The sequence below is a fragment of the Microbacterium tenebrionis genome (assembly GCF_020682665.1).
Lineage (GTDB): Bacteria > Actinomycetota > Actinomycetes > Actinomycetales > Microbacteriaceae > Microbacterium > Microbacterium tenebrionis.
In genome coordinates, this window is record NZ_JAGTTM010000002.1 from 187,948 (window position 1) to 208,965 (window position 21,018).

The following is a 21,018-nucleotide window of genomic DNA, read 5'->3' on the forward strand; positions in this document are numbered from 1 at the left end:
TGTGACCCCAGCGGGATTCGAACCCGCGTTACCGCCGTGAGAGGGCGGCGTACTAGGCCGCTATACGATGGGGCCAGGTCTTGCGGAGCGTTTCCGTCCCGCGACAACCGTTCAAGTATGCCATGAGGTTTTCCGCTCCGCCAAATCGGCGCCGATGCCGCGCGGATCCCGGGCGCGTCCCGCTATGCGCAGCGTTTGCCGACGGCGCCGGAGAGGAGTTGACTCAGCGTATGCGCGTAACGAAGTACGAACATGCCGCCCTCCGCATCGACGAGTCCGGCGACAGCCTCATCATCGACCCCGGCTCGTTCACGACTCCTCTGGACGATCTCTCCGGCGTGGTCGCCGTCGTGATCACGCATGAGCATCCCGACCATTGGACGCCGGAGCACCTCGACCGGATCCTGCGCGCCGTTCCCGGCACGCCGATCTTCGCTCCGGCGGGCGTCGCCACGGCGGCACCCGACTACGAGATCACGGTGGTCGCCCCCAGCGACACCGTCACGGCAGGGCGCTTCACGCTGCGGTTCTTCGGCGGTGAGCACGCCGTCATCCACTCCTCGATCCCGCTCGTCCAGAACGTCGGCGTCCTCGTCGACGACGAGCTCTACTACCCCGGCGACTCGTACGCCGTGCCCGAGGGCGTCGAGGTCGATGCCCTCGCAGCCCCGGCCGGCGCTCCATGGTTGAAGATCGGCGAGGCGATGGACTTCGTTCTCGCGGTGAAGCCGCGGCGGGCGTTCGGCGTCCACGACATGACCCTGTCGGTGATCGGGCGCACGATGCACCGCCAGCGCCTCCGCTGGGCGACGGAGCAGAACGGCGGGGAGTTCTTCGAGCTCGATCCCGGCGACGCCCTGGATCTGTGAATCGCCGCCTGCTGCCGGAGCGGACCGAGCGGCTGCGCTTCCGCGAGATGACGCTCACGGATCTCGATCATCTGGCGGATCTCCTCGGCGACCCGGGCGTGATGAGCTTTTACCCTGCCCCGAAGTCGCGCTCGGAGAGCCGCGAATGGATCGAGCGCATGCAGGAGCGCTACACGAGTGACGGACACGGCCTCTGGATCATCGAGACCCACGACGGCGAGTTCATCGGCGACTGCGGCATCACCTGGCAGTCGTACAACGGCATCGCCGTCCGAGAGGTCGGCTACCACGTGCGAGCCGATCGGCAGGGACGCGGATACGCGACGGAGGCGGCGTCGGCGTGCGTCGACCTGTTCCGCCGTGAGTTCGCACCGGGACTGCTCACCGCGATCATTCATCCGCGCAACGACGCATCGCGGCGCGTGGCCGAGCATCTCGGGATGACCCGTATCGCCGATGACCGTGCGCACCCGTGGATCGTGCGCACGGTCATGGGCCTGACCGTCGAGGCTCAGGCGAGCTGAGCCTGCAGCGCGCGGACGCGGAGCTCGCGCGCCAGGTGGTCCCGCTGCTCGATCACCAGGCGGCGCAGGGCGCCCGGAGCATCCGTGTTCTCGGCGAGCCAGGCGTCGACCATGGTCAGATCGTCGGATGCCGGGAACAGGCCGACGACGAGGCGACGGGCGAGCTCGATGCTGCGCGTGCTCCAGGCCCCGAGGATGCGCGCGAAGTAGTCGGCGTCCCGGTCCTCGATGAGGTCGCGCCGCCCACCGGCGCGGACGCCGTCGATCGTTGTGCTCAGATGGTCGTTGGTGAGCGATTCGTCGTCCCAGGCGGCATCCCACGCCGCGGCTCGCGCCGACCTGCTCGGTGCCGCCGCGCGTGCCCGGACCGCGGCGGTGCGCCCGCTGGCGGTCGCATCCCGCTCGAGCTCGGCGTCGATGTCGGCGGCGCTCGCCTGTCCGGTCGTCGCGAGCGCCGTCAGCAGAGTCCAGCGCAGATCGGGGTCGATGCGCAGCCCCTCTGGGCCCCGCCCGTCGAGGACCCCCCGCGCCTCCCCCGCTCGGGAGCTGTCGAACGCGGAGGCCGCGGCGAACGCCCGCGCCCACGAGAGCTGCGCATCGCTCCCCGGGGCCGCGCCGTTCAACGCCGCCCACGTCGTCTCGAGCCAGCCGGCGCGCTGCGCGGAGCGCTCCGGCTCGGGCAGGTAGTGGCCGATCGAGTACGCGGCATTCGCGATCACCCCGGCCAGCAGCCCCATGTTCTCCTCGGCCGCTGCATGTGCTGCGACGATCGCCAGGTATCGCTTGATCGGCAGCTCGCCGTCGCGTGCAGCGTTCCACAGCGCCGACCAGGCCAGTGCACGGGGAAGCGGATCGAGGGTGGACAGTCCCTGCTCCACGGCGTCCACGGAGCGGGCGTCCAGACGAGCCTTGGCGTAGGTGAGGTCGTCGTCGTTGATGAGCACGAGATCGGCGTCCTGGACGCGGATGGGTGTGCGCTCGTCGGCGATGTCGACCTCGACGCTCTCGCGCCGCACCAGCGCGCCTCCGTCGAGGTCGTAGAGGCCAACGCGCAACCGGTGCGGGCGGGGATCGCTCTGCACGAGCACGCGCTCGTCGCCGGCATCCTCGATCCACAGAGTCGACATGCCGCTCGTCTCCAGCCAGGCGCGGGACCAGGCGCGCACGTCACGACCCGAGACGTCCTCGAGCTGGACGAGCAGGTCGTCGAGCGTCGTGTTCCCGAACGCGTGCGCGGCGAAGTACCGGCGCGCGCCCTCGAAGAAGCGCTCCTCCCCCACGAAGGCGACGAGCTGCTTGAGCACGGATGCGCCTTTGGCGTAGGTGATGCCGTCGAAGTTGAGCTTGGCGGCCTCGAGGTCGGTGATGTCCGCGACGATCGGATGCGTCGTCGGTAGCTGATCCTGCTGGTACGCCCACGCCTTGCGGTTGGCGGCGAAGCGCTCCCACGCATCCGTGAACCGCGTCGCCGCGAACGACGCGTGCGAGCCCATGTAGTCGGCGAAGGACTCCTTGAGCCACAGGTCGTCCCACCAGCGCATCGTGACGAGGTCGCCGAACCACATGTGCGCCATCTCGTGCAGGATCGTATTCGCCCGGGAGCCGCGCTGCGCGTCGGTGGCGGCGCCGCGGGAGAGGTACGCCTCGGTGAAGGTCACAAGGCCCGGATTCTCCATCGCGCCGAGGTTGTACTCGGGGACGAAGATCTGGTCGTACTTGCCCCACGGGTACGGGAAGGCGAACGCATCGGTGAAGAAATCCAGTCCCTGTCGGGTCACCTGAATGATCTCGTCGGCCTCGAGGAACTCCGCTAGCGAGGGGCGGCACAGCACCCCGAGAGCGACCATCTGATCGCCGCGGGTCCATTCGGCGTCGACGCGATGATAGGGGCCCGCCGCGACCGCAGTGATGTAGCTGGATAGAGGCAGGGTGGGAGCGAACTCGACGGTCTGCGCTTCGCCCTGCTCGGCGACGCGGATCGAGCTCTGGTTCGAGAGCACATGCCAGCCGGCCGGAGCGTGGACGACGAACGTGTAGGAGGCCTTCATGTCGGGCTGCTCGAAGCAGGCCATCACCCGACGGGAGTCGGCCGGCTCATACTGCGTGTAGAGGTAGGTCTCACCGTCGACGGGGTCGACGAAGCGATGCAGCCCTTCGCCAGATCGCGAATAGAGGCCGATGCCGTCGATGACGACGGTGTTGGATGCCTGCAGGCCGCTGATGGCGATACGAGCGCCGTCATACACGACGGGGCGGTCGTCTCCGTTGACTGTGACAGCGCGGACCTCGCCGATGAAGTCGATCCAGGTCGCATCCGTGGTCGCATCGAACCGGAGCGTCGTCGTACTGCCGAAGCCGCCGACCTGCGGGTCCGGAGCCTGCCGGATGTCGAGTTCGACGCGGATGTCGCGGACGGTGATGCCGGCCGAACGGGCGGCAGTCTCTTCCCTGGTCAGGTTCGCTGAGCTCATCGTTCCATCGTTTCATGACGGTCCTCCGAATCGGGGGCTGACGATCGAGGGACCATCGGTTAGGCTGAAGCTGTTCGTCCGCCCTCATCTACCTACCCTCTCGGGCCTGTCACGCCGCTTCATCGCCGCTTTCCGGGAGATTCTGACACTGCCGCACCGGTTCAACGCGCGGCTGACGGGTCGATGATCGGCCCACCGAACACCGAAGGAAACACAGCATGGCCACTGGCACTGTCAAATGGTTCAACTCCGACAAGGGCTACGGCTTCATCGCTCCCGATGACGGCTCCGCCGACGTCTTCGCGCACTTCAGCGCGATCCAGTCGTCCGGCTACCGCAACCTCGAGGAAGCGCAGAAGGTCGAGTTCGACACGGAGCAGGGCCCCAAGGGCCCCCAGGCGACGAACATTCGCCCGCTCTGACAAGAGCTTTCCGAGAGGCCCGGCTTCGCGAGACCGCGGGACCGGGCCTCTCTGCGTGCCCGCCGACTTGACTCACCGCCCCGGCAACACGTACATTACAGAACGGTAACGGTCCCACCCGAAGGGATCGACGACGAGCACACCTGCTCCGCCGGAAGGATCCCCTCACGAGTTCTGCACTGCCCGAGCGCGCGCCCGAATCCGCCTCGGAACCCGCCCCCGTCACGCATCGACCGCGATTGCGCCGCGACCTCCGTAGGTTGTCCACCCCTGACGCACCCCGCGAGGAAGCGCCCGTTGCGGCTCAGACCCAGCCCGCAACCGAGGCGCAGGCGCAGCCCGTCTCCGCGCCGCAGGAGGCGGCGCCCATCGCCGCATGGCAGGAGGCGCAGCCCGCAGCCCCGCAGGACGGTGCCGCGTCCGCGAAGCCGTCCCCCACCGCATCCCGCACGGCACGACGTACCGCACCTCGCACGGCGCCCCGCACGCCACCCGCTCCCCCGGCCGCGCCACGGGCCGTCCGCCGCGCCGCCGGGCATCGCCGCCCGTGGGCGAAGGCGAAGGCCCTGGGCGCGACGCTGGCCGTCGGCGCGATGATCACCGGCGTCGCCCTCCCCGCCCTCAACCCTGGAGCGGATCCTGTTTCCGCGGCCGAGGGCGTGAGCGTCACGACGGCCGCATCCGTCGAAACGCAGTCGTACAGCTCGACCGACGAGATCCGTGCCGAAATCGCGCCGCGCGGCAACTTCTCCGCGACGACCCCTCAGGAGATCGAGGAGACCCGTTCCAAGGCGGTCGCCGCCGCGATCTCCGCCGGCATGCCGCTCGCCAGCGCCGTAGACATCCCGATCGCCGACGAGGTCGTCATGCCGATGGCCGCGGGCACATACTCGTTCACTGACAGTTTCGGCGCCTCGCGCCCGGGCCGTTCGCACCTCGGACAGGACTTCGCCGCCCCGGTGGGGACACCGATCCGCGCCGCGATGGACGGCTGCGTGTCGCGCTCGACCGAGAGCTACCAGGGCTACGGCGTGACGATCCAGATCGAGAGCGTCCTCGACGGCCGTTCAGTGAGCACCGTCTACTCGCACATGGTCAACGGCAGCCGCGCCGTCGAGGTGGGAGACTGCGTCAAGGCCGGCGATTACCTCGCCGATGTCGGTTCGACCGGCTACGTGTTCGGCTCATGCCTGCACTTCGAGGTGCACGTCGACAGCACGCCGATCGACCCGATGCCGTGGCTGTCGGCCAACGTGAAGTAGAGCTCAGCGCTTTCGGAGAACCTGCAGCACGCACTGCTCCTCGACCGTGAGATGCTTGCGCGGGCGCATCCGCGACATGGCCGCCCGCACCTCGGGGATCGTGACTCCGTCTTCGAAGGCGCCGAACACGCGGGGATCGATGTAGGCGTCCTTGGTGACCGCAGGGGTATTGCCCAGCCGATCGGCGACATCGGCAACGACATTGCGGATGATCGTCGCTTCCGCGGTCTCATCGTCGCTCTCCACCGCGAGGAGCGCAGAGGTGGCCAGCAGCGTACCGCCCCACGTGCGGAAGTCCTTCGCAGAGAACTCCTCGCCCATGTGGCGCTTGACATAGGCGTTCACCCGCTTGCTATCGACATCACGGATGATGCCGTCCTCGTCGAAGAATCGGAAGATCTCGTGCCCCGGCATCCGCTCGAGCTGGGCGAGCAGGCGGACGAGCTGCGGATCGCGAACGGTCTTCACCTGACGTTTGCCGCTCTTGCCCACGTAGTCGAACGTGACCCTGCGGGAGGTGACATCGATGTGCTTGCGTCTGAGCGTCGTGACGCCGTAGTGCCCGTTCTTTCTCGCGTACTCGGGGTTGCCGACGCGAAAGAACTCCTGGTCGATCAGCTTGACCACGCAGGCGACGACCTTGTCCTCACCAAGGTGACGGCGCCGCAGGTCCTTCTCCACCTGTTTACGCAGCCGCGGCAGACGCTGGGCGAAGCGCAGGATCCGCGCGAACTTCTCCCTCTCCTGCTTGCGGCGGAAGGCCGGCCCGTAGAGCGTCTGCGTGCGGCCGGCGGCATCGATTCCTCTGGCGAGCACCTTGGAGGTCGAAGACCGCGAGATCTCCACGTCCGTCCACGCCGGAGGTATCGCAAGCTTCTCGATCCTCGCGAGCTCGCGCTTCGCGCTGATCGTCTTCCGTCCGTCGCGGTAGACGAAGCCGCCCGCGCGATGGGTGCGCGTTATCGGGAGGCGGGGCCGTCGGGTCATAGTGCCGAAGCTTACGCTCCCGCCCGGATTCCTGCCGTTGCGGAATGCAACAGCAGAGCGTAGCGTTGCATTAGGCAATACAGCAGGAGGTGCGAGATGGACGACGTGGAGCTCGATCGAAGCAACATCCTTCGCTCACTCGTCACGATCTCGCGGCGCGGAGTGGCCGATGCCCGTAGCGGCGGCACACCGCTGTCGATCACCGACCAGTCGATCGTCGGGTACATCGCCGAACGGCCAGGCGTCCGCTCCACGGACATCGCACAGGACTTCCGCCTCAACCGTTCCACGGTGTCACGGCAGCTCGCAGGGCTCATGAGACTCGGCCTGGTGCGAGAAAGGTCGGACTCCGGCGGGCGCGGTCGCCCCCTGGAGCTTACCGAAGCCGGAGAGCACGCCTACCGCGAGACGCTGAAAGTGCTCCAGCGCGTCATCGACGAGCATCTGACCGGATGGTCCGATGCGGAGATCGCGCGTTTCGCACGCGATCTCGAGCGTTTCAATAAGGAAAGCCTCACAAGGGCGACGAAGAAGGAGAGATCATGAAGAACATCACGGTTCTCGGCACGGGCGTACTCGGGTCGCAGATCGCGTTCCAGACCGCGTTCCACGGCTTCGATGTCGTGGCATACGACATCGATGACGCAGCTCTTGAGCGCGCCGCGGAACGATTCGCCGGGCTGGCCAAGCGGTACGTGGCCGAGGGCGTGGCTGGTGCTGCCGACGGCGCGGCAGATGCCGCGGTCGGACGCATCCGACTCACCGCAGACCTCGCGGACGCGGCCTCGACGGCGGATCTCGTGATCGAAGCCGTCCCGGAGAACCTCGAGCTCAAGCAGGGCATCTATCGGAAGCTCGCCGAGGCGGCACCGGAATCCACCGTCTTCGCGACGAACTCGTCGACCCTGCTGCCCAGCGACCTCGTCGACTCGACCGGACGCCCGGACCGTTTCCTCGCTCTGCACTTCGCGAACGAGATCTGGTCGCACAACACGGCCGAGGTGATGGGCACGCCGGCGACGTCCCCGGAGGTCCGCGCCGCCGTCATCGCCTTCGCCGAGCAGATCGGCATGGTTCCGATCGACATCAAGAAGGAGAAGTCCGGCTACCTGCTGAACTCCCTCCTCGTGCCGTTCCTCGACGCCGCAGCCGAACTCCTCGTCGACGGGATCGCCGAGCCCGAGGCGATCGACGCCACCTGGCGTATCGGGACGGGGGCGCCGGCCGGCCCGTTCCAGATCTATGACATCGTCGGGCTCACGACCGCCTACAACATCTCGAGCGTCGGCGGCGAGAAGCAGCAGGCGTTCGCCAAGCTGCTGAAGGAGCAGTACATCGACAAGGGCAAGCTCGGCGTCGCCACCGGCGAGGGGTTCTACACATACCCGAAGGAGAGTTGATCCTCTCTCGGCACTGACGACGATGCCCGGATCACTGACCTTCCTCAGTGATCCGGGCTTCGTCGATCGACCGACGTCTCACCTCGCAGCAACCGGCGCGCCTCCCTCTCAGCCGCCGGAGGTTTTCGGAGGACATCGTTCGATCCGCGCCCACCAACGCAAGAGCCCCGGTGATCCGTTTGAAGCGGAATCCCGGGGCTATCTGTCTTGCTGGGGTACCTGGACTCGAACCAAGAACAACTGAACCAGAATCAGCCGTGTTGCCAATTACACCATACCCCAAGGGCGAAACCGGAGCTTCGCACCGAGGTACTACTCTACCCGACTTCAGCGAGGCCGCCAAAACGCCAGGGACGGCTCGGGCGCGTCGTGCCGGTCAGCCGCGCAGGTGATCCGCGAGGGCGCGCAACCGCCGCAGCGACTCGTCCTTGCCGAGCAGCTCCATCGACTCGAACAGCGGCGGCGACACACGGCGGCCGGTGATCGCGACCCGCGGCGGGCCGTAGGCGACACGCGGCTTGAGCTCGAGCTTCTCGACGAGAGCGCTCGAGAGGGCATCCTGGATCTTCTCCGGCGTGAACTCGTCGACAGGCTCCACGGCCGCCACACAGGCGTCCAGCACCTCGGCCGCGTTGGCCGGCAGCCCCTTGAGCGCATCGGCCTCGTAGGAGACCTCGTCCACGAACAGGAAGCCCAGCATGCCGGGCACGTCGCCCAGCAGCTGCACCCGCTCCTGGACGAGCGGTGCCGCGCGGAACGCCAGGACGAGCTGCTCGTGGCTGGGCTCGTCGAACAGGCCGGCCGCAGCGAGGTACGGGATCGTGCGCTCGGCGAAGTCCTTCTCCCCCAGCATCCGGATGTGGTCGCCGTTGATCGACTCGGCCTTCTTCTGATCGAAGCGGGCCGGGTTCGGGTTCACATCGGCGATGTCGAACGCGGAGATGAACTCCTCCAGCGAGAACACATCGCGATCAGAGCCGATCGACCAGCCGAGAAGCGCGAGATAGTTCAGCAGCCCCTCGTGGATGAAGCCGCGCTCGCGGTGCAGGAACAGGTCGGCCTGCGGATCGCGCTTGGAGAGCTTCTTGTTGCCGGTTTCGCCGAGCACGAGCGGCATGTGGGCGAAGCGCGGCACGAACGTCGTGACCCCGGCGTCGATCAGTGCCGCGTAGAGCGCCAGCTGACGGGCCGTGGACGGCATGAGGTCCTCGCCGCGCAGAACGTGGGTGATGCCCATGAGCGCGTCGTCGACGGGGTTGACGAAGGTGTACAGCGGGATGCCGTTGGGCCGCACCACGACGAAGTCCGGGAAGGAACCGGCGGGGAAGGTCACCTCGCCACGGATGAGGTCGACGTAGGTGAGGTCCTCGTCGGGAACGCGCAGGCGCAGCGCCGGCTGGCGCCCCTCAGCGCGGAACGCCTCCTTCTGCTCGTCGGTGAGATCGCGGTCGTAGTTGTCGTAGCCGAGCTGCTTGGCGCGCCCGTTCGCCTCATTGCGCGCGTCGATCTCCTCCGCGTTCGAGAAGCTCTCGTAGATGGCCCCTGCGGCGAGCAGCTTGTCGATGACCTCGCGATAGATGTCGTGGCGCTGCGACTGCCGGTACGGGGCGTGCGGCCCGCCGACCTCGACGCCCTCGTCCCAGTCGATCTCCATCCAGCGCAGCGCTTCCAGCAGCTGCTGGAAGCTCTCCTCGCTGTCGCGAGCGGCATCCGTGTCCTCGATGCGGAACACGAGCTTGCCGCCGTTGTGACGCGCGTACGCCCAGTTGAACAGGGCGGTGCGGATCAGGCCGACGTGCGGAAGCCCCGTCGGGGACGGGCAGAAGCGGACACGGACGTCGGAACCGGATGCGGTCGTGGTGAGGGGATGCGGGGTAGCCATAGCCCTTCAATCCTACGCGTGCGCGTGCTCCTCAACGGGCCCGCCCGACAGCCACGGCCGCCGTGTGCTCGAGGATGACGGCGCCGTCTTCGGCGTTCTCCCCGCAGTACGCGTCGAACGCCTGCCGGAAGAGTTCTCGATCGCCTGCACCGAGTGCGAGGTAGAACGCACCGGCGGACGCGACACCGCCTTCGGCGGATGCCCACAGCGCGGCGACGGGTGCGTGCCATGCCCAGGTGATCTCCGACACCTCGACCGCGTGCCAGCCGCCTTCCGACAGCATCCTGCCGAATCCTGTTGCGGAGCGCTCGAAGTCCTTGTCGGCCGGAAGTCGCTCTCGTGGTCTCGGCGTCAAGCCGGCGCGTTCGCAGACGGCCGCCCAGAACCACGACGGCGACACCGTCCAGATCGTGGCGACGAGGGTCGCGTCGGCCTTTGCGACTCTGGCCATCTCGCCGGCCGAAGCGCGCGGATCGGGAACGTGATTGAGCACGAAGTTGGCGGTCACCGCGTCGAACGAGGCATCCGGGAACCGCAACGACGGAAGGGCACCGTCACGGACGTCGAGCTCCGGATGCTGCAGGGCCGAGACCTCGCGCATCGTCTGCTCGGGCTCGCATCCCGTGACGGTCCAGCCGGCGTCCGCGAGCAGAGCGCCGAGTGCGCCTGTCCCGGACCCGACATCGAGGAGCGGGCGGGAGCGCGCCGGCCCCAGTGCCCGGATGATCGCGTCCCCTGTGCCAGCGCACAGATCGGCGTAGGACGCGGCGTAGGCCGCGCCGACGCCGCTCCATGCCCTCATGCGGCGCGCATCCGGCCCAGTGGCGAGGTGACGACGATCGCGATGACCAGGACGGATGCCGCCACAGCCAGTCCGCCGAATTGGAAGTTCGACAGGATCAGCCCCGCGAGCACGGCACCACCGGCGGCCGAGAAGCTCATGAGAGAGTCGCTGCGGCCCTGCCTCCGCGTGCGCAACCCCGGGGCGGTCGCCTCGGTGAGCAGCGCAGCACCCGAGACCGTGGCTGCGCTCCAGCCCAGCCCGAGCAGGATCAGCGCGACCATGACGCCCCATGCCTGATCGTTCACGAACATCGCGAACAGCAGGGATGCGGCGAGCAGCCCCTGCCCGAGCAGGACGACCTGCAGGCGTCCCCATCGGTCGGCAAGGATGCCGAACACCGGTGACAGGGCGTACATCCCGGCGACGTGCATGGCGATCGTGACGCCGACCAGCGACGAGATGTCCGCCGGCGTCGCGTGCCCGCCATGCGCCCCGTGCGCCATGTGCGCGAGGTGGATCGGCGTCATGGCCATGACCGAGGCCATCGTCACGTGCGAGGCCGCGATCGCGAACATCGCGTAGCGCGCCGCGACCGGGTGATCGCGGCGCTCCTCCACCGCGTTCTGGTCGGCGCCGGCCGCCATGATGCGCTGGGCGAGAAGCAGCGGATCGGGGCGGAGGGCCACGACGTAGAGCACGAACGCCGCCGTCTGCGCGATCAGCGAGAACAGGTACGAGCCGGTCTGCGGCGGCATCCCGATCGCCTGCCCGACGACCTCGCCCGGCCCCAGCAGCAGCGGGCCGGCCACTCCCCCGACGGCGGTCGCCCAGACGACGACCGAGAGGTCGCGGCCGCGGTGCCGCGGACTGGCGAGGTCGGTCGCGGCGAAGCGCGACTGCAGATTGCCGGCGTTGCCTGCGCCGATGAGCACGATGCCGACCAGGAGCAGCGGGAACACCCGGAGCGCCGCGGCGAGGATCACGATGCCGATGCCGACCAGGGCGAAGAGGTTGCCGAGGGTCAGCGCGCGCCGGCGCCCCAGCTTCGTCGCGAGGCGCGCCAGTGGGATCGCGCACAGCGCCGCACCGAGCGTGACGGATGCCGTGGCGAGTCCCGAGAGCGCGTCGTCGCCGGAGATGTCGGCGGCCAGCAGCGCGCCCAGCGACACCGTCGCGCCGAACGCGATGCCGCCGAGCACCTGGCCGGCGGAGAGGATCGCGACCGTCCGTCGCTGCACCGCCTGCTGCTGCTCGGCTGTGGGGACCGTCATGCGACGGGCAGCGCGTCGCGCACGGCGTTGCGCAGGATGCCGATGCCGGAGACCTCGACCTCGACGGTGTCGCCGGCGACGAAGGGCCCGACGCCCGCCGGCGTCCCGGTGAGGATGACGTCGCCCGGGAGCAGGGTGAACACGGCAGAGGCGTACTCGATGATGTCCGCCGCCGAGTGGATCATCTCGCTCAGCGGAGCGCTCTGACGCACCTCGCCGTTCACGCGGGTCTGGATCGTGGCATCCGCATCGTCGAACTCCGTCTCGATGACGGGGCCCAGCGGGCAGAAGGTGTCGAAGCCCTTGCCGCGCGTCCACTGACCGTCCTTGCGCTGCAAGTCGCGCGCGGTGACGTCGTTCGCCACGGTGTAGCCGAAGACGTAGTCGAGCGCGTCTGCCGCGCGGACGTTCTTGGCGATGCGTCCGATCACGACGGCGAGTTCGCCCTCGTGGTCGGTCTGCTCCGACAGGGCCGGACGAACGATCGTGTCACCGGGGCCGATGACCGCGGTGTTGGGCTTGAGGAACAGGAGCGGCTCCTCGGGAGCGGTGCCGCCCATCTCGGCCGCATGGTCGTGGTAGTTCTTGCCGACGCACACGACCTTGGAACGCGGGATCACCGGGGCCAGAAGCGCCGCATCCGCGAGCGGGACGCGCTCCCCCGTCGTCTCGAATCCGGCGAACATCGGATCGCCGGCGAGGACCACCAGCTCCTGCTCGTCGAGGATCCCGTACTGGATGGCGTCGTTGTGGCTGAACCGGGCGATCTTCACCCGCCCAGCCTATCGACCTCTCCCCCCGCACATCACAGACCTCTCCTGGTCGACGAGACCCCGTCGTATCGACGTGAGTACGACGGGGTCTCGTCGTTCCCGAGAGGTCTGTAGCGGGAGTTCAGACGCAGGCAGGGGCTCGCTAGTCACCCGGGAGGGAGGATGCCGAAGGCGGCGAGCCGAGCACCGAGCGTCTTGGCGGTGCCGATGTGGCTGTGGCCCCATCGAACCAAACCCCACCCCGTGACGCCGCGCACGTCATCCTCACGCTGCTTCTCGGCAAGCACGGCGTCCTGCGGCGTGGAGGCCGCCCGCAGCTCGGGTTCGAGGTACTTCGCATCACCGTCGAACTCGCCGAACACGCGGCATCCGGTGAACCCGAAGTCCAGATAGTAATCGCGCCCGGTCGACCCGACGACGTGGACCTGCAGCGCCACATTCTGGAATCCGAGTGTGTGAAGCCGAAGCCGGCTGACGCTCTCACCCGGGAGTTCCGCGCGCCCGTCGGCGAAGGCGGCGACCCAGCGTGCAGTCTTTGCTCCGCGTGCCCGTGAAGCGGCCATGATCCGCAGCTCCTCGCGCCATGCCGCTGCCTTCTCCTCGTCTTGAACGCGTCGCGACACCGCGACGTGCCCGAGGGCCGCGTCACCGGCGGAGATCGCAGCCTCTGGCGAGAGCGTCCGCGCCAGATCGTAGACCGTTCGTGCGAGCGATGTGCACCTCAACCCGTGCTTGACCACGATGTCGTCAGCCGTCACTTTGAGGGCGTGCCTCATCACCCCGCCTGAACGGCGCGAATGCCGCGTCCCTGCGATCAGAACGTGCACGAAGTCGTCGCGTCTGCCGTACAACGGCAATCCCCACAGCGCAGCTGCCGATGCGTGCGCGAACACGGCGTCCGGGCTCACCCGTGCGAAGGCGATGGCGCGCAGCAGATGGCGCCCTTCCTCCCACAGCGCGTCCCATGTCGAGCCATCGACGTACTGCCCACGGTGAACCCGGACGAGCATCCCCACGTTCACGAGAGATTCGAGACCCCGCTCCGTGGTACCGGCATCCAGCAGTTCCGAACGCGTGCGCAGCAGAGCGGCTGCCTCCGCGAACTCGATCCTCTTCCTCATGCCGCGATCGTCACAGATCGTGAGTGCCCGTGCGGTTCCTCCACAGGTCGATCCGCGTTCCGGCATTCCGGGCCGCCTGTGCAGAGAAAGTCCCACCACAGACCTCTTGGGAATGACGAGACCCCGTCGTATCGACGTGAATACGACGGGGTCTCGTAGACCAGGAGAGGTCTGTGGGGCGTGGGGTCAGGCGTCCAGGCGGTAGAGCCAGCCGTGCTTGTCCTCGCGGCGGCCGTACTGGATGTCGGTGAGCTCTTCGCGCAGCGAGAGCGCGAGCTCGCCGGACGGCTGCGGTTCCTCGCCCGCAGCGGTCACGAGGGCGCCGATCGGCGTGACGACAGCGGCCGTGCCGCAGGCGAACACCTCGACGATGTCGCCGGACGCCACGCCGTCGCGCCATTCCTGGAGCGACACCGGCCGGCGCTCTATGGTGTGGCCGCGGTCCTCCGCGAGCTGCAGCAGCGAGTTGCGGGTGATGCCCTCGAGGATGCTGTCGGAGTCGGGGGTGACGATGCGGCCGTCCTTGTAGACGAACACGACGTTCATTCCGCCGAGCTCTTCGACGTTGCCGTCCCGGTCGAGGAAGACCACCTGGTCGCAGCCCTTCTCGTACGCCTCGGCCTGCGGCAGAAGGCTCGACGCGTAGTTGCCGCCGGTCTTGGCCGCACCCGTGCCGCCCTTGCCCGCGCGGGCGTAATTCTCGGACAGCCAGATGCGCACCGGCTGCACGCCGCCCTTGAAGTACGAACCCGCCGGGCTCGCGATCACGTAGTAGGCGACCTTCTGCGCGGGGCGCACGCCGAGGAACGCCTCCTTCGCGAACATGAACGGCCGCAGGTACAGGCTCTGGTCCTCTCCGGACGGCACCCAGGCGCCGTCGACGGCGATCAGTTCGCGGATCGACTGCAGGAAGTACTCGGCGGGCAGCTCCGGCAGCGCCATGCGCCGCGCACTGCGCTGCAGGCGGGCGGCGTTCTGGTCGGGACGGAACGTGTGGATCGACCCGTCTGCGTGCCGGTAGGCCTTGATGCCCTCGAAGATCTCCTGACCGTAGTGCAGCACGGCGGCGGCGGGGTCGAGTGCGATCGGGCCGTAGGGCTGCACGCGCGGACGATGCCATCCGCCGCGGGCCGACCAGCACACGTCGACCATGTGGTCGGTGAACGCTGTGCCGAAGCCCGGGTTCTTCAGGATCTCCTCGCGCTCGACTGCGGACTTCGCTGCGAGGTTCTTGGTCACGGCGAACTCGAGCGGTGCGAGTTCGGTTTCGGTCGTTGTCATCTCTCTCCTGCGGGGTTGCGGGCGGCGCTCGCGTGCGTCCAGGTTACGCCCGGAGCCGGGCGATGATGGCGTCGCCCACCTCAGTGGTGGTTCGAGAGCCGAGCCGTTCGGCGATGTCCGCCTCGACCGCGCTGGTCACGCGGGCCGATTCCTCGCGGAGCCCGAGGTGATCGAGCAGGAGGGCGACGGACAGGATCGCCGCGGTGGGGTCGGCTTTCTGTTGGCCTGCGATGTCGGGCGCCGAACCGTGAACGGGCTCGAACATCGAGGGGAACGTGCCGTCGGGGTTGATGTTGCCCGATGCAGCGAGGCCGATGCCACCGGTGACGGCGCCTGCCAGATCCGTGAGGATGTCGCCGAAGAGGTTGTCGGTGACGATAACGTCGAAGCGGCTGGGGTTGCTGACCATGAAGATCGTCGCCGCATCCACGTGCAAGTAGTCTACGGCCACGCCGGGGTGCTCCCCTGCCACCTCGTTCACGATGCGCTGCCACATGCCTCCTGCGTGGACGAGCACGTTCGTCTTGTGCACCAGGGTGAGCTGCTGACGACGACGCTCGGCGAGCTCGAACGCGTAGCGGACGACGCGCTCGACGCCGTAGGCGGTGTTGACGCTCGTCTCGTTGGCGACCTCGTTCGAGGTTCCGACACGGATGGCGCCGCCATTGCCCACGTACGGACCCTCTGTACCCTCGCGGACGACGACGAAGTCGATCTCGCCCGGGTCGGCGAGCGGTCCGGCCGCACCGGGATAGAGCTTGGAGGGACGCAGGTTCACGTAGTGGTCGAGCGTGAAACGGAGCCTCAGAAGCAGACCTCGCTCGATGTTCGCGTCCTTCAACGCCGGGTCGCCCGGCGTGCCGCCCACGGCGCCGAGGATGATCGCATCGTTCGCCTTGATCGCGTCGAGGTCCTCGTCGGTCAGCGTGTCGCCGGTCTCCAGGTAACGCGCGGCTCCGAGCGAGAAGCGGGTCTTGTCGAAGGCGACATCGCTGTTCGCGGTGACGGCGTCGAGCACCTTCTCCGCCTCGGCGACGACCTCGGGACCGATGCCGTCACCGGGGATGACGGCCAGCTTCACGACACGCGACATGCGCACTCCTTGCCTCGGGAAACCCGCGGCACGACGACGGCGCGGGTACCCCCCAGCGTACTGGTCAGTGCGAACGGGGCGTGCGCAGTGTGACGGCAGCGATGACCCCGGCCGCCATCACGAGGCCGGCGCCGATCAGCGAGGTGAGGGTGATCCCGGACTCGAAGGCGGATGCCGCGGCATCCCAGAGCTGCGTGCGCAGCGGCTCCGCGAGTTCGTGCGCCGCACCGTAGGCGCCGGCGAGCGTCTCCCGCGCTCCGGACGCGATCTCCGCCGGGACTCCCGGCGGGATCACGAGCGCGCCGCGGTACAGCGCGGTGATGATCCCGCCGAGCACGGCGGTGCCGAGCACCGCTCCGAGCTCGTATGCGGTCTCGGAGACGGCGCTCGCTGCTCCCGCCTTCGCAGGCGGTGCGCTCGAGAGGATCAATTCGTTCGAGATGGTCTCCGCCGCGCCGATGCCGATGCCGAGCACGACGAACGCGATCACGAGCGCCAGGATGCCGTGCTCGTCGGAAGCGAACGCGACGAGCAGATACCCCACGACCGAGAACACGAGGGCGGCGGGAACGACGACCGATGGGCGGACGCTGCGCGAGATCGGCACGATGACGAGACCGGCGACGATCATGGCGAGCATCCCCGGCACCAGCGCGAGCCCCGCCATCATCGGAGTGAGACCGATGACCAGCTGCAGATGCTGCGACACGAAGTACAGGAATCCGACGAGCGCGACGACGCTGAGCAGGTTCACGAGAATGGCTCCCGAGAACGTGCCGCGCCGGAACAGTGCCATGTCGAGCATCGGCGTCGTGGCGCGCAGCTGGCGCCGCACGAACAGGAAGCCGAGCACGACGCTGAGCGCGACGCACGCGGCGGCGATGAGCGTCGCACCGTCGACCGCGACGGACTTGATCGCGTACACGATCGGCACCATCGCACCCATCGAAAGCAGGATGCTGATCGGGTCGATGCGCCCCGGAGCCGGGTCGCGGCTCTCCGGGACGAGCAGCGGAGCCGCGATGAGGAGCGGGATCAGCACGGGCACGGCGAGGAGGAAGACCGACCCCCAGGAGAAGTGCTCGAGGAGGAAGCCCCCGACGATCGGGCCGAGTGCCGCTCCTGCCGAGAACGCGGACGCCCACACCGCGATCGCCATCCGGCGCTGATCGCGGTTCTGGAAGATCGACCGCAGCAGCGACAGGGTCGACGGCATGAGCATGGCCCCGAAGAAGCCGAGCAGGACGCGCGCCGCGATCAGCAGCCCTGCCGTGGGCGCGAAGGCCGCCAGTGCGGAGACTGCGGCGAACCCGGTGGCACCGATCAGGAGCATCCGGCGGCGACCGAAGCGGTCGCCCAGCGTGCCCATCGTCACCAGCAGTCCCGCCAGGACCAGCGGGTACGCGTCGATGATCCAGAGCTGCTCCGCACCAGTCGGGGCGAGCGCGAGCGAGATCTCCGGCAGCGCGAAGCTCAGCACCGTGTTGTCCACCGACACGAGCAGCACGGGGAGCATCAGGACGATCAGCGCCCACCAGCCGCGGGCCCCCGCGCGTGGGCCGTCGGTCGTGGTCACCGCGATCGGCGCCGTCTGCGTCATGCTCGTTCCTGTCATCCGTGTCCGTTACTAAACCGTCCGGCTGGTATAGTAACAGATATGCCGCGACCTCCTCTCGCCCGTGAACGGGTGCTCGACGCATTCGAGACGCTCCTGATCGATGACGGCGAGCGAGCCGCGACGCTGGATGCGACGGCGAAGGCCGCAGGCGTCTCCAAGGGCGGCCTGCTCTACCACTTCGCATCCAAGGACGACTTGGTCGCCGGACTCCTCGATCGCCTCGAAGTCGCCGCCCGCGAAGACCTCGACCGCATGGCGACGGCCCCGGGCGGCGCCGTCGCGTACTTCCTCCGCACGTCGATCATGGAGGACACCGCGCTCGACCGCGTCCTCGTCGCAGCATCGCGCATTGCGCAGGGCGGAGCGGCCGCCGCATCCGACGCCCTCAGGCGGGTGCGCGAGTCCTGGGCTGAAGCCCTGCGCCCGCACGTGCGCGACCAGACCGCGCTCGATCTGGTCATGCTCGTCAGCGACGGCCTCTATTACAACAACGCGCTCGACACCGCGGGCGCCGAGGGAAGCGGCCTCGCAGGCCCCGTGCCGAGAGGCGCGGAGCTGGAGAAGCTCATTGCTCTCGTGCAGAGGGCCGTCTCATGACGGACCTCTGAACCTTCGTGACGCCCCCTGAACGGGCGCGCCGGCTCAGACCTCGGCGACCTCGATCTGCTTGACGACGCTCGCCTCGATCGCGACGCCGACCTCGGCGAGCAGCTCATCGGGCACCCGGGAGTCGACGGTGAGGACCGTGAGCGCTTCGCCGCCTGCCGCACGACGGGCGACCTGCATGCCAGCGATATTGATGCCGGCATCGCCGAACTTCTGGCCGTACACGGCGACGATGCCGGGGCGATCGAGGTACTGCATCACGATGTGGTTGGTCTCGATCGGCACCTCGATGTCGTGACCGTTGATGCCGACGATCTTCTGCACCATGCGCGTTCCGGCGAGGGTGCCCGCCACAGTGAGGACGGTGCCGTCCGCGAGAGCACCGCGCAGCGTCGTCAGGTTGCGGTACTCGGGGCTGTCCTTCTCGACGATGAGCCGCGCCTCGATGCCGCGCTGCTCGGCGAAGAGCGGGGCGTTGACGTACGAGACGTTCTCACTGACCACGTTCGAGAGGATTCCCTTGAGCGCCGCGAGCTTGTAGACGCTGACGTCGTAGTCGGCGAGCTCGCCGCGGACCTCGATGTCGAGCGTGGTGACCGCGGAGCCGGCGAGGCCGCTGAAGACCTGTCCCAGCTTCTCCACCAGGGCGATGCCTGGGCGGACGAACGGGTCGATGACGCCACCGGCGACGTTCACGGCATCCGGCACGAGATCGCCCTCGAGGGCGAGCTTGACCGAGCGCGCGACCGAGATGCCGGCCTTCTCCTGCGCCTCATCGGTGGAGGCCCCGAGGTGCGGGGTGACGATGACGTTCGGCAGCTCGAGGAGCTCGCGGGCCGATCCGCCCTCGGCTGGCGGTTCGGAGGTGAACACGTCGAGGCCGGCTCCGGCGATCTCGCCGGCGACGAGTGCTTCGCGCAGCGCCACCTCGTCGATCAGGCCACCGCGCGCGACGTTGACGACGTATGCAGACGGCTTCATGGCCGCGAACTGGGCGGCGCCGATCATGCCCGTGGTCTCGGGCGTCTTCGGCATGTGGATCGTGAGGAAGTCGACCTCGGCGACGAGCTCGTCGAGGGTGCGCAGCTCGACGCCCAGCTGCTGTGCACGGGCGGTCGTGACGTAGGGGTCGTAGGCGACGACCTTCATGCCGAAGCTCTGCATGCGCGCGGCCACCAGCGCGCCGATGCGGCCGAGCCCGACGATGCCGAGGGTCTTCTCGAACAGCTCGGTCCCCGTGTAGGCGCTGCGCTTCCACTGGCCTGCGGCCAGCGAGGCGTGCGCGGCCGGGACGTGACGGGCCAGGCTGATGATGTGGGCGCAGGTGAGCTCTGCGGCGGAGATGATGTTGGAGGTCGGGGCGTTCACGACCATGACACCGGCCTTGGTGGCAGCGGGGATGTCGACGTTGTCGAGGCCCACTCCGGCGCGGGCGATCACCTTGAGCTTCGGAGCGTGCTCGAGAGCCTCGGCGTCCACCTTCGTCGCCGAGCGGACCAGCACCGCATCCGCATCCGTCAACGCCGAGAAGAGCGCCTCGCGATCCGTTCCGTCGACCTGACGGACATCGAAGTCGGGGCCGAGGGCCTCGATCGTGGCGGGCGAGAGGACTTCGGCGATGAGCACGACGGGCTTCGGCACAGACGGATCCTTCGGGTTGGCGGCAGAGCGCGGATGGGGACCGATGCGCCGCACACCGTCGGGGGCGCGATCGAGACCCACCTTACCCGAGCACGCCAGGTGCTCCGCGCCGTGTGACGCTCCGCCTCAGCCGGTCAGCGACGAGAAGTTCAGCGTGCTCAGCGCGACGACGTTCATCCAGAACACGGCGACCAGCGCGAGCCCGGCGAGGAGGACGAGCGCGAACTCGACCGCCTGGCGCCGTCGGCCGAGCGCGTATGCCGGGGCGAAGATGAGGATCGGGAAGAGCACGGAGAAGAGCAGTACGAACCACCCGTACGCGTTGAGTCCGTACTGGGCGACGCTGACGAGATACGCCACGGCGTTCCACACGGCGTACGCGTAGAACAGCCCGGCAAGACCGAGGATCAGCGTCTTCATCAACCCGAGGCCCTGCCCCTTCGTCGTCTCGCGCGCGGTCATGCGCCCACCGCCCCGGTCATCACGAACGGCCAGGGCACCAGGAGTGCGATCCCGGCGAGGAAGCCGACGACGCGGATCCAGGCCGCGGAGTGCCGCGTGAGCGTCCAGACAGCGCCGAACCACAGCGCGGGGGCCAGCACCGCTGCCCAGACCGCGACCTGGTACATGACCGTCGGCACGAGGAACAGGGCGCCCGCCTGCAGATTGAGACCACCGATGATCCAACCGATCGTGTACAACAGGTACACCCCGCCGACGACGCCGACCAGCAGCAGCATGGGCGTGCTGAGACCCTCCGGCTCGTCCGGCTCGACGACCGTGCCGTCCGCTTCGACCCGGCCGACCGACTCACTGTCCTTGCCGACCGCGTTCCAGCCGTCCGGCAGGGCCGGCTTCGCCGTCTCCCCCGCCGATGGCTTACGGCGAGGCGCTGCCGGATGCTCGTCGTCGCCCTCCCAGGAGAACGCGTCGTCCGCTTCGGATGTCATGTGTCCAGCGTAGCCATCGCCATCGGTGCCGGATATGCTCAGGGAGTTCACAGGAGCCTGAGG

The 21,018-nt window shown here is 68.4% G+C and carries 20 protein-coding genes and 2 tRNA genes; 7 read left to right on the forward strand and 15 right to left on the reverse strand.

Annotation, left to right across the window (positions count from 1 at the left end):
• Positions 1 to 2 precede the first annotated feature (2 nt).
• Positions 3 to 75, reverse strand: a tRNA-Glu gene (locus tag KEC56_RS06205).
• A gap of 155 nt (positions 76 to 230) precedes the next feature.
• Here KEC56_RS06205 and KEC56_RS06210 point away from each other — a divergent pair.
• Positions 231 to 869, forward strand: a complete 639-nt coding sequence (locus tag KEC56_RS06210) for an MBL fold metallo-hydrolase (protein WP_227530265.1) — start codon at positions 231 to 233, stop codon at positions 867 to 869.
• The gene (locus KEC56_RS06215) at positions 866 to 1,393 is read left to right on the forward strand and encodes a GNAT family N-acetyltransferase (protein ID WP_308013003.1); all 528 of its coding nucleotides are present in this window, start codon (positions 866 to 868) and stop codon (positions 1,391 to 1,393) included. Before KEC56_RS06210 ends, KEC56_RS06215 begins: the two co-directional genes overlap by 4 nt.
• On the opposite strand, the gene pepN is transcribed toward KEC56_RS06215, so the two are convergent.
• Complete coding sequence (pepN, locus tag KEC56_RS06220) at positions 1,381 to 3,864, reverse strand: aminopeptidase N (RefSeq protein ID WP_227530266.1); 2,484 nt, start codon at positions 3,862 to 3,864, stop codon at positions 1,381 to 1,383. The two genes, KEC56_RS06215 and pepN, sit on opposite strands and share 13 nt — an antisense overlap.
• A gap of 218 nt (positions 3,865 to 4,082) precedes the next feature.
• Between pepN and KEC56_RS06225 the strand changes: the two genes are divergently transcribed.
• Both KEC56_RS06225 and KEC56_RS06230 read left to right on the forward strand, forming a co-directional pair.
• Positions 4,083 to 4,286, forward strand: a complete 204-nt coding sequence (locus tag KEC56_RS06225) for a cold-shock protein (protein WP_175986543.1) — start codon at positions 4,083 to 4,085, stop codon at positions 4,284 to 4,286.
• A gap of 260 nt (positions 4,287 to 4,546) precedes the next feature.
• Positions 4,547 to 5,548, forward strand: a complete 1,002-nt coding sequence (locus KEC56_RS06230) for a M23 family metallopeptidase (RefSeq protein WP_227530267.1) — start codon at positions 4,547 to 4,549, stop codon at positions 5,546 to 5,548.
• Between the two features lie 3 nt (positions 5,549 to 5,551).
• Here the strand turns inward: KEC56_RS06230 and KEC56_RS06235 are convergent, their stop codons facing one another.
• Positions 5,552 to 6,535 (reverse strand): DNA topoisomerase IB, encoded by a 984-nt coding sequence (locus KEC56_RS06235; RefSeq protein WP_227530268.1) that lies wholly within the window; start codon positions 6,533 to 6,535, stop codon positions 5,552 to 5,554.
• A gap of 96 nt (positions 6,536 to 6,631) precedes the next feature.
• Here KEC56_RS06235 and KEC56_RS06240 point away from each other — a divergent pair, with 96 nt between their 5' ends.
• Both KEC56_RS06240 and KEC56_RS06245 read left to right on the forward strand, forming a co-directional pair.
• Complete coding sequence (locus KEC56_RS06240; protein WP_175986548.1) at positions 6,632 to 7,081, forward strand: MarR family winged helix-turn-helix transcriptional regulator; 450 nt, start codon at positions 6,632 to 6,634, stop codon at positions 7,079 to 7,081.
• The gene (locus tag KEC56_RS06245; RefSeq protein WP_175986550.1) at positions 7,078 to 7,935 is read left to right on the forward strand and encodes a 3-hydroxyacyl-CoA dehydrogenase; all 858 of its coding nucleotides are present in this window, start codon (positions 7,078 to 7,080) and stop codon (positions 7,933 to 7,935) included. The genes KEC56_RS06240 and KEC56_RS06245 overlap by 4 nt, the downstream gene beginning before the upstream one ends.
• A gap of 210 nt (positions 7,936 to 8,145) precedes the next feature.
• On the opposite strand, the gene KEC56_RS06250 is transcribed toward KEC56_RS06245, so the two are convergent.
• From KEC56_RS06250 to KEC56_RS06290, 9 genes are all read right to left on the reverse strand, one after another.
• Positions 8,146 to 8,217, reverse strand: a tRNA-Gln gene (locus tag KEC56_RS06250).
• Positions 8,218 to 8,311: 94 nt separating this feature from the next.
• A complete protein-coding gene (gene gltX / locus KEC56_RS06255) occupies positions 8,312 to 9,817 on the reverse strand; it encodes a glutamate--tRNA ligase (protein WP_227530269.1) in 1,506 nt (501 codons plus the stop codon).
• A 31-nt stretch (positions 9,818 to 9,848) separates the two neighbouring features.
• Positions 9,849 to 10,619 carry a class I SAM-dependent methyltransferase gene (locus tag KEC56_RS06260; protein WP_227530270.1) on the reverse strand — a complete coding sequence of 257 codons (771 nt, stop codon included), beginning with the start codon at positions 10,617 to 10,619 and terminating at the stop codon, positions 9,849 to 9,851.
• Positions 10,616 to 11,872 (reverse strand): MFS transporter, encoded by a 1,257-nt coding sequence (locus tag KEC56_RS06265; RefSeq protein WP_227530271.1) that lies wholly within the window; start codon positions 11,870 to 11,872, stop codon positions 10,616 to 10,618. Before KEC56_RS06265 ends, KEC56_RS06260 begins: the two co-directional genes overlap by 4 nt.
• Entirely contained in the window at positions 11,869 to 12,645 is a 777-nt protein-coding gene (locus tag KEC56_RS06270; RefSeq protein ID WP_175986562.1) for a fumarylacetoacetate hydrolase family protein, read from the reverse strand. Before KEC56_RS06270 ends, KEC56_RS06265 begins: the two co-directional genes overlap by 4 nt.
• 146 nt (positions 12,646 to 12,791) lie before the next feature.
• Positions 12,792 to 13,766, reverse strand: coding sequence for a hypothetical protein (locus KEC56_RS06275; RefSeq protein WP_227530272.1), 975 nt, complete (start codon positions 13,764 to 13,766; stop codon positions 12,792 to 12,794).
• 186 nt (positions 13,767 to 13,952) lie between these two features.
• Positions 13,953 to 15,047 (reverse strand): branched-chain amino acid aminotransferase, encoded by a 1,095-nt coding sequence (locus KEC56_RS06280; protein ID WP_227530273.1) that lies wholly within the window; start codon positions 15,045 to 15,047, stop codon positions 13,953 to 13,955.
• Between the two features lie 43 nt (positions 15,048 to 15,090).
• Positions 15,091 to 16,140, reverse strand: a complete 1,050-nt coding sequence (locus tag KEC56_RS06285) for a 3-isopropylmalate dehydrogenase (protein WP_227530274.1) — start codon at positions 16,138 to 16,140, stop codon at positions 15,091 to 15,093.
• 64 nt (positions 16,141 to 16,204) lie between these two features.
• Complete coding sequence (locus tag KEC56_RS06290; RefSeq protein ID WP_227530275.1) at positions 16,205 to 17,740, reverse strand: MFS transporter; 1,536 nt, start codon at positions 17,738 to 17,740, stop codon at positions 16,205 to 16,207.
• A gap of 57 nt (positions 17,741 to 17,797) precedes the next feature.
• On the opposite strand from KEC56_RS06290, the gene KEC56_RS06295 reads away from it, so the two are divergent.
• The gene (locus KEC56_RS06295) at positions 17,798 to 18,355 is read left to right on the forward strand and encodes a TetR/AcrR family transcriptional regulator (protein WP_227530276.1); all 558 of its coding nucleotides are present in this window, start codon (positions 17,798 to 17,800) and stop codon (positions 18,353 to 18,355) included.
• A gap of 45 nt (positions 18,356 to 18,400) precedes the next feature.
• Here the strand turns inward: KEC56_RS06295 and serA are convergent, their stop codons facing one another.
• The 3 genes from serA to KEC56_RS06310 all read right to left on the reverse strand — a co-directional run bounded on the left by serA (position 18,401) and on the right by KEC56_RS06310 (position 20,955).
• Positions 18,401 to 20,005, reverse strand: a complete 1,605-nt coding sequence (serA, locus tag KEC56_RS06300; RefSeq protein ID WP_227530277.1) for a phosphoglycerate dehydrogenase — start codon at positions 20,003 to 20,005, stop codon at positions 18,401 to 18,403.
• 126 nt (positions 20,006 to 20,131) lie between these two features.
• The gene (locus KEC56_RS06305) at positions 20,132 to 20,467 is read right to left on the reverse strand and encodes a hypothetical protein (RefSeq protein ID WP_227530278.1); all 336 of its coding nucleotides are present in this window, start codon (positions 20,465 to 20,467) and stop codon (positions 20,132 to 20,134) included.
• Entirely contained in the window at positions 20,464 to 20,955 is a 492-nt protein-coding gene (locus KEC56_RS06310) for a hypothetical protein (RefSeq protein ID WP_227530279.1), read from the reverse strand. The genes KEC56_RS06305 and KEC56_RS06310 overlap by 4 nt, the downstream gene beginning before the upstream one ends.
• Positions 20,956 to 21,018 lie beyond the last annotated feature (63 nt).

Excerpts from the sequence above, each read along its gene's own strand:
- KEC56_RS06305 (WP_227530278.1), bottom strand. The coding sequence starts at position 20,467 with ATGACCGCGCGCGAGACGACGAAGGGGCAGGGCCTCGGGTTGATGAAG.
- KEC56_RS06290 (WP_227530275.1), bottom strand. The coding sequence starts at position 17,740 with ATGACGCAGACGGCGCCGATCGCGGTGACCACGACCGACGGCCCACGC.
- KEC56_RS06275 (WP_227530272.1), bottom strand. The coding sequence starts at position 13,766 with ATGAGGAAGAGGATCGAGTTCGCGGAGGCAGCCGCTCTGCTGCGCACG.
- gltX (WP_227530269.1), bottom strand. The coding sequence starts at position 9,817 with ATGGCTACCCCGCATCCCCTCACCACGACCGCATCCGGTTCCGACGTC.
- KEC56_RS06240 (WP_175986548.1), top strand. The coding sequence starts at position 6,632 with ATGGACGACGTGGAGCTCGATCGAAGCAACATCCTTCGCTCACTCGTC.
- KEC56_RS06260 (WP_227530270.1), bottom strand. The coding sequence starts at position 10,619 with ATGAGGGCATGGAGCGGCGTCGGCGCGGCCTACGCCGCGTCCTACGCC.
- KEC56_RS06225 (WP_175986543.1), top strand. The coding sequence starts at position 4,083 with ATGGCCACTGGCACTGTCAAATGGTTCAACTCCGACAAGGGCTACGGC.
- KEC56_RS06210 (WP_227530265.1), top strand. The coding sequence starts at position 231 with ATGCGCGTAACGAAGTACGAACATGCCGCCCTCCGCATCGACGAGTCC.
- KEC56_RS06235 (WP_227530268.1), bottom strand. The coding sequence starts at position 6,535 with ATGACCCGACGGCCCCGCCTCCCGATAACGCGCACCCATCGCGCGGGC.
- KEC56_RS06280 (WP_227530273.1), bottom strand. The coding sequence starts at position 15,047 with ATGACAACGACCGAAACCGAACTCGCACCGCTCGAGTTCGCCGTGACC.
- KEC56_RS06295 (WP_227530276.1), top strand. The coding sequence starts at position 17,798 with ATGCCGCGACCTCCTCTCGCCCGTGAACGGGTGCTCGACGCATTCGAG.
- KEC56_RS06310 (WP_227530279.1), bottom strand. The coding sequence starts at position 20,955 with ATGACATCCGAAGCGGACGACGCGTTCTCCTGGGAGGGCGACGACGAG.
- KEC56_RS06285 (WP_227530274.1), bottom strand. The coding sequence starts at position 16,140 with ATGTCGCGTGTCGTGAAGCTGGCCGTCATCCCCGGTGACGGCATCGGT.
- KEC56_RS06265 (WP_227530271.1), bottom strand. The coding sequence starts at position 11,872 with ATGACGGTCCCCACAGCCGAGCAGCAGCAGGCGGTGCAGCGACGGACG.
- pepN (WP_227530266.1), bottom strand. The coding sequence starts at position 3,864 with ATGAGCTCAGCGAACCTGACCAGGGAAGAGACTGCCGCCCGTTCGGCC.
- KEC56_RS06245 (WP_175986550.1), top strand. The coding sequence starts at position 7,078 with ATGAAGAACATCACGGTTCTCGGCACGGGCGTACTCGGGTCGCAGATC.